We start from the raw sequence: 6,436 nt of genomic DNA on the forward strand, positions 1-6,436 counted from the left end.
GCCGAGTTCGCTCCCCGCGTACGGATGGGACAACCTCTGCCCCAGCCCGGTCGCACCGTATCCTCCGGGCATGGTCAGGAACGTGAGCGAGCAGGTCGAGGTGCGCGTCGCGCGGGAGGACGAGTTCGAGCAGGTCGTGCGGCTGCGGTGGCTGTGGACCACCGAACGTGAGGGAGCCGAGGCCGCAGGGAACGAAGCCGACTACGTTCCGGCCGCTGCGACGTGGGCACGAGCTCACCAGGACTCACACATCGCACACGTGGCAGTCCTGGAGAAGCAGGTCGTCGGGATGGCGTGGCTCGCGCTGGCCGCGCGAGTACCGAAGGTCGGTGCGATCGGGCGCCTGTCCGGCGACCTGCAGTCCTGCTATGTCCTGCCTGAGCACCGCAACCATGGAATCGGAGGACGACTCGTCCGTGCGGTACTGGCCACGGCCGCCGAGCGCGGCGTCGAGCACATCACCGTCCACACGTCCCCGGAATCGGTGGCCATGTACGCACGCAACGGATTCGCCCACGAGGAGCGCCTCCTGTACGCCGAGCCGGCCCGCGGCTGAGCACCCGAACCGAACTGGCGAGTTGGCGCCGCGTCGTTCAAGTCCCTACGGCGTCGCTTCTCCGGATACGCCTTCGACCGCCGCAGGGAACCGGTCGACGTCGCTCGACGGGTTGTCCTTGGGGAAGGTATTGCCGTCCTTCTCGTGCCGGTCGCGCAGGTTCTGGGCTCGCGAGGACGCGGCGGACCGTCGCGCAACCAACCGCGCGGCGTCGATGTGCTTGCCGTTGACTCCGTCCAGCGCCTGCGCGGCCTTCACCGCGCCCACGCATCGGCCGGGAGCAGGCTGGTGGCCTTGTCGGCGCGGAGCGGTCCGGCGACGGTCGCCACGGCGCGGCGCAGCCGATCGCCAGCACGTAGGACAGTCCCAGCCTGCGGCGGGTGGAACGTAGGTGCGGGTCAGCGCCGGTGACCTCGTCACCGGCGCCCACCGGGCCGGTGCGCCGGCGGCCAGCGCGTCGGTGATCATGGCCGCGGCCAGGTGCGGCTTGGTCGCGAACCTGGCCTCGTCCGGGACTCCGGCCTCGGTGCGGCGGTCGGGGTCGCTCGCCCAAGACTCGGGCAGGTAGAGACGCCGGTCGATGAAGGCGTGCCCGCGCTCGGTGGCGTAGGTCAGGAACACCGCGACCTGCGCGTTCTCGACCCTGCCCGCGGTGCCGGGCAACCATGCCCAGCAGAGCCGCCGCCTGAGCAGCGTGCAGGGCCGCCGAAGCACCCCCACCCGGAGCCGGAACACGATCGGCGAGCCGGGGCAAGAAATCGCTGATCTTCTCGTCGCCGGGTTACCGATCTCCTGACCTTTACCGACCACGCGCCCCGATCACCTGGCCCGGGTCAGGTCAGATCGTCGTGATCCCCCCGAGTCCAGGCGGCGTGGCGGTCCGCGGAGCGGAGCACGGCCTGGCGGGCGTCGGTGAGGATGACGCCGTCGAAGTTGTTGTAGAGCCGGTCGAACTCGAACCGGCTCACGTGGTGGGCGACTCGTTGGACGACGGGTCCGGACAGGGGGATCCGGTTGGGGTAGCTGCGCATGAAGGACACGGAGGTGCGGTCGGGATTGGCGAAGATCGTGTCGCCACTGAGCAGGACGCCCTTGCCGGCGGCTCCGGGGGCCCAGTGGGCCACGGCGGAGCCGGGGAAGTGTCCGCCGGGCTGGCTCAGGGTGATGCCGGGCAGGATCTCGCGGTCGCCTTGCCACAGCTCGACGGCGTCGTCGGGGCGGGCGAGCCAGTGCGCGTCGGGTGTGCTGATCAGGATGGGGACGCCACCGAGCCGGCGGCTCCACTCGACCTGGACGCCGTACATGTGCGGGTGGCTGGCCACGATGTACGCGAGGCCGCCCAGACCCTGGACGGCGGCGATGCCGGCGTCGTCGACGTAGCCCGGGACGTCGAACATCAGGTTCCCGCGTGCGGTCCGGACGACCTTCGCGGTGGGACCGATACCGACGTCCGGCACCGTGGCGAGGCCGAACAGGTCGGGCTCCAGGTCCTTGACCGCGATGCTCTGCCCCTCGGCCGCCAGCTCCTCCAGCGTCGTCCAGCGCTGCCCGTCGGCCGGAACCAGCTCTCGCTCGTCGGCGCAGATCGCGCACACCGCGGGCCGGGACGCGTGCTCCACGCCGCATCTCCCGCAGATCCAGAACGTCATTCGCCCGCCTCCCTTCGTCGGGCTTCGCCACGACGGGCCCGAACCCGTAAGCAGAAGTATTCGGCACGCAGTATCCGCTCGCACTGCGACGCACTGGCGACCGCGGTCGATCGTGGGCACGCTGGACCGAAGCCGACGGGAGGATCGATGGTGGGCAACGTCGTGGTCGTTCGGCGCCCCAAGACCGGCAGCACCGAGGTGGTGCCGGGCCCGTGGTGAGGACCGTCGACGCCGTAGTCGTCGGCTCGGGTCCCAACGGGCTGGTCGCGGCGAACGCGCTCGTCGACGCAGGCTGGGACGTCCTGGTGCTCGAGGCGCAGGACACTCTCGGTGGCGCGGTCCGCACCGCCGAGGTCGCCGCGCCCGGGTTCCGCACCGACCTGTTCAGCGCGTTCTACCCGCTCGCGGCCGGCTCGCCCGTGATCCAGGGCCTGCACCTCGAGGACCACGGGCTCGCATGGTCGCGCGCTCCGTCGGTCCTCGCCCACGTGCTCGACGACGGCCGGGCCGCGGTGCTGCACGCTGAGCCCGAGGACACCGCCGCGGGTCTCGAGGAGTTCGGCCGGGGCGACGGCGACGCCTGGCTCCGGCTGTTCGCCGCCTGGGAGCGCATGCGCGACCCACTGCTCGACGCGCTCTTCAGCCCGCTCCCCGCCGCCGGTCCGGCGCTGCGGCTGTTCCGTCGGCTGGGCGCCGGCGGAGCGCTGGACCTCGGTCGCCTCGCCGTCCTGCCCGTGCGCCGCCTGGCGGACGAGACGTTCCGCGGCGAGGGCGGCGGGCTCCTGCTGACGGGCAATGCGATGCACTCCGACGTCCCGCCGGACGCTGCCGGCAGCGGCCTGTTCGGCTGGTTGCTGGCGATGCTCGGCCAGGACGTGGGCTTCCCCGTGCCAGTGGGCGGCGCGGGGTCGCTCGCTGACGCGCTCGCCGCACGGGTGCGGGCGGGCGGCGGCGAGATCGTCACCCGCACGTGCGTCGAGCGGGTGCTGGTCGCGGGCAACCGGGCGGTCGGTGTCCGGACCGCGCAGGGCGAGCTGGTCCATGCCCGGCGCGCGGTGCTCGCCGACGTGAGCGCCCCCGCCCTGTACCGCGAGCTCGTCGGGACGGCACACCTGCCGGCCCGCCTCGTGCGCGACCTCGACCGGTTCCAGTGGGACCACCCCACGTTCAAGGTGAACTGGGCGCTCGACCGTCCGCTCGCCTGGACCGCCGGGGCGGGGCGCGGGGCGGGGACGGTGCACCTCGGCGTGGACCGCCGCGGCTTCGTCGACGTCGCGGCCGCCCTGTCGAAGGGTGAGGTCCCCGAGCAGCCGTTCCTCGTCCTGGGGCAGATGACGACGTCGGACGCGACGCGCTCGCCCCACGGCACGGAGTCCGCGTGGGCCTATACGCACGTGCCCCACGGCATCGACTGGACGGCGGACGCCGTCGCCGAGCTGGCGCACCGTGTGGAGGAGGCCCTCGACCGCGTCGCACCCGGCTTCCGGAGCACGGTGGTGGGCCGGTCCGTCCAGGGCCCTGCCGATCTCGAGGCGGCGGACGCCAACCTGTTCGGCGGCGCGATCAACGGCGGTACCTCGGGGGCCCACCAGGAGTTGGTCTTCCGGCCGATGCCGGGGCTCGGCCGGCCGGAGACACCGGTCGAACGGCTGTATCTCGCGAGCGCGTCGGCCCATCCGGGTGGCGGTGTGCACGGTGCGTGCGGATGGAACGCGGCGCGCGTAGCGCTGGCCGCGTCGAGCCGGTGGGGCGCCCTCCCCCGGGCCCTCGTGCGCAGCGCGTGGGGGCGGCTGCTGCGCGACACATGACGGAACCGGGCCGCTGCGCCCCGGTCAGCGTGAGCGCTGCTCGGGCGCCAGCCGCTCGGCGAGGAAGATGAGCCGCCGCAGCGTCTCGACGTTCCGGGGCGCGATCATCGCGCTGCGCACCGGCCGGGACACCGCCTTACCGGGGCCCTTGTCGGCGTCCTCGGTGACGCGGATCCTGCACCCGCTGCCCGCGGGGTCCGGCTTCACCTCGATCAGCACGCGTGCCTCGCCGACGGGCCAGCCCCTCGCCTGCAGCTCGATCGACCGCTCCGGGTCCCACCCGCGGACGACGGTCTCGTCGTCGAGCAAGGCCGGCCACAGGCCGACGGAGTGGAGGATGCGCGCGCCCGGCTCCGGCCACGCCGTGTCGACCGCGCGGATGCGGGCCGTGCCGACCACCCAGCTCGAGTACGTCCAGCCGTCAGCGAGCACGCCAAGGACTGCTCCGGGGGTGCATCGGGCGGCCCGCGTGACGCTCACCATCCCTTGACGGTAGCGAAGTCTCGGGCACTGGCAACCGACCGGGGGCGCGGGCCCGCGGAGCCAGATGCGGGCAACCTGGAAGGCGCCTAATGTCGAAGTGGCGGCTTCGAGACGAGGAGCGAACCCGACCGAGGGAGCGCCCGATGGCCGAGCACCTACTCCTCCGCGCCGGCACGTGCGCGCCTCTGCGCAGCGGGCCGGGTCCGTCATGAGGCGTCGTTCCTGGCACGCGACGTGGTCTGCGTGTCCGACGGCGAGGCCCGACGTCGCCCTCGTCACCGGGGCCTCAAGCGGCATCGGGTTCGCGGTGGCGCGCGAGCTCGCACAGCAGGGCTACGGCGTGTTCGTCGTGGCCGAGCGGGGCGTGGACCAGGCAGTACACCAGCTGCGGCAGCACACGGCCGCCCAAGTCACGGGGCTCGAGGTCGACCTCGCCCTGCCCAGCGGCGTCGAAGCAGCCGTCGCTCGTGCCCGGGAGCTGGACGTGCGCACCTTCGTGCTCAACGCGGGCGTCGGCGTCCACGGGCCGTTCCTGCACACGCCGCTGCAGGACGAGCTACGGCTCGTCGACCTCAACGTCCGCTCCGTGGTGCACCTCGCGCACCTCGTCGTCCCGAACCTGGTCGCGGCCGGCGGGGGACGGCTCGTCGTCGTCTCGTCGATCGCCGCGACGATGCCCGCACCCCTCTTCGGCACGTACGCCGCGTCGAAGGCGTTCCTCCGTTCGTTCGCCTGGTCGCTGCGCGGCGAGCTCGCCGGCACGGGCGTCACTGTGACGACGGTCCTGCCGTCAGCGACCCGGACGCCGTTCTTTCGCGCGGCCAAGATGGAACGCACTCACATCGGGCGGGGCCCGAAGTCCAGTCCCGCGATGGTGGCTCGGCGGGCGGTCGAGGCGCTCCAGGACGGCCGGGCAGAAGTCGCTACCGGCCTGCAGGCGAAGGCGATGGTCGCGATCGCCCGGGTCCTCCCCCAGCCCACGCGCACGGCGTTCCACGGCTGGTTCTATGCGCCGGGCGCCCCGCCGCCCGCGTCTCCCGCCACGTACGCGGAATGACGTGGCTCCAGGACGGCGATCACGTCCGCCGCCGAGCACTTCTGCGTGGAGGCCATCTCGACGATCCCGGATGGATCACCAGGGCTCCCGTATCCAGACGTCGCTGGACGTACCTCAGCGTACCAATCAGTGTCATATACGTGTCGCGATTCGTGCCCTGCGGGCACGAAACCCAAGACGTGTCACGGTCGGGCTCTCTGACCAGCGCGGATACGTCGCGCTGACGCGCGAACCGGATCACCCCAGGCGCCGAAGCCAGAGTCATGAGTTTTCGCCGCCGAACCGCATCTGGCACTGCGCAGCCGTCTTGGGCGGGACCGCCAGATGCGAGTGGGACGACCCCACCACAAGGTGATCTTTCTGGTTATCTTCAGACGGGAGAAACGCCATGACACAGTCCGCCCCCGCTTCGCACACCCGGGCGCCCCACCAACGGCTCGCGCTGACGATCGGCGTGGTCTATCTCCTGGTGGGAATCGCGGGATTCTTCGTCACCGGGTTCGACGGGTTCGCCGAGCACGACCATGACCAAACGCTGCTCGGGTTCGCGATCAACCCGCTGCACAACATCGTGCACCTTCTGATCGGGCTCCTCGGCGTGATCATGTGGTCGTCGCCAGGGCGGGCACGGACGTTCGGCTGGCTGCTGGTGATCGGGTACGGCGCGGCGTTCGTCTACGGCCTGATCGCGGTGAACAACCCCGACATCAACATCCTCAACATCAATGCGGCGGACAACTGGCTGCACATCCTGAGCGTCGTGGCCGGCCTGGCCATCGCGCTGTGGCCCCGTCAGCACTCCGGCACCACCTCGACCGGACCGCGGGCTACCTGATCCGTGCGCAGGGTGCGAGTGACCGGCACGCGCCCTAGCGTCGTGGTG

The 6,436-nt window shown here is 71.9% G+C and carries 7 protein-coding genes and 1 pseudogene; 4 read left to right on the plus strand and 4 right to left on the minus strand.

Annotation, left to right across the window (positions count from 1 at the left end; genetic code table 11):
* Positions 1–70: 70 nt before the first annotated feature.
* Complete coding sequence (locus IIE03_RS17460) at positions 71–556, plus strand: GNAT family N-acetyltransferase (protein WP_192864032.1); 486 nt, start codon at positions 71–73, stop codon at positions 554–556.
* 45 nt (positions 557–601) lie between these two features.
* Here the strand turns inward: IIE03_RS17460 and IIE03_RS27060 are convergent, their stop codons facing one another.
* The 3 genes and pseudogenes from IIE03_RS27060 to IIE03_RS17475 all read right to left on the minus strand — a co-directional run bounded on the left by IIE03_RS27060 (position 602) and on the right by IIE03_RS17475 (position 2,205).
* Entirely contained in the window at positions 602–1,219 is a 618-nt protein-coding gene (locus tag IIE03_RS27060) for a transposase (protein WP_192864033.1), read from the minus strand.
* A gap of 43 nt (positions 1,220–1,262) precedes the next feature.
* A pseudogene (locus IIE03_RS26420) lies at positions 1,263–1,310 on the minus strand (hypothetical protein); the annotation flags it as partial.
* Between the two features lie 79 nt (positions 1,311–1,389).
* On the minus strand, positions 1,390–2,205 hold the full coding sequence (locus tag IIE03_RS17475) for an MBL fold metallo-hydrolase (protein ID WP_192864034.1): 816 nt from the start codon (positions 2,203–2,205) through the stop codon (positions 1,390–1,392).
* Between the two features lie 212 nt (positions 2,206–2,417).
* Between IIE03_RS17475 and IIE03_RS17480 the strand changes: the two genes are divergently transcribed.
* Positions 2,418–4,013 (plus strand): phytoene desaturase family protein, encoded by a 1,596-nt coding sequence (locus IIE03_RS17480; protein ID WP_318843046.1) that lies wholly within the window; start codon positions 2,418–2,420, stop codon positions 4,011–4,013.
* 24 nt (positions 4,014–4,037) lie between these two features.
* Here IIE03_RS17480 and IIE03_RS17485 read toward each other — a convergent pair whose 3' ends face one another.
* Complete coding sequence (locus IIE03_RS17485) at positions 4,038–4,496, minus strand: SRPBCC family protein (RefSeq protein WP_192864035.1); 459 nt, start codon at positions 4,494–4,496, stop codon at positions 4,038–4,040.
* Positions 4,497–4,704: 208 nt separating this feature from the next.
* Here IIE03_RS17485 and IIE03_RS17490 point away from each other — a divergent pair, with 208 nt between their 5' ends.
* Together IIE03_RS17490 and IIE03_RS17495 are read left to right on the plus strand one after the other, a co-directional pair.
* Positions 4,705–5,553 (plus strand): SDR family NAD(P)-dependent oxidoreductase, encoded by an 849-nt coding sequence (locus tag IIE03_RS17490; RefSeq protein WP_192864036.1) that lies wholly within the window; start codon positions 4,705–4,707, stop codon positions 5,551–5,553.
* Between the two features lie 388 nt (positions 5,554–5,941).
* Positions 5,942–6,388, plus strand: coding sequence for a DUF4383 domain-containing protein (locus tag IIE03_RS17495; protein ID WP_192864037.1), 447 nt, complete (start codon positions 5,942–5,944; stop codon positions 6,386–6,388).
* Positions 6,389–6,436: the final 48 nt, after the last annotated feature.

It is taken from the genome of Myceligenerans pegani (assembly GCF_014892515.1).
GTDB classification, from domain to species: Bacteria; Actinomycetota; Actinomycetes; order Actinomycetales; family Cellulomonadaceae; genus Myceligenerans; species Myceligenerans pegani.

Coding starts and splice junctions, on each gene's coding strand:
- IIE03_RS17460 (WP_192864032.1), top strand. CDS start 71: ATGGTCAGGAACGTGAGCGAGCAGGTCGAGGTGCGCGTCGCGCGGGAG.
- IIE03_RS17475 (WP_192864034.1), bottom strand. CDS start 2,205: ATGACGTTCTGGATCTGCGGGAGATGCGGCGTGGAGCACGCGTCCCGG.
- IIE03_RS17485 (WP_192864035.1), bottom strand. CDS start 4,496: ATGGTGAGCGTCACGCGGGCCGCCCGATGCACCCCCGGAGCAGTCCTT.
- IIE03_RS17490 (WP_192864036.1), top strand. CDS start 4,705: ATGAGGCGTCGTTCCTGGCACGCGACGTGGTCTGCGTGTCCGACGGCG.
- IIE03_RS17495 (WP_192864037.1), top strand. CDS start 5,942: ATGACACAGTCCGCCCCCGCTTCGCACACCCGGGCGCCCCACCAACGG.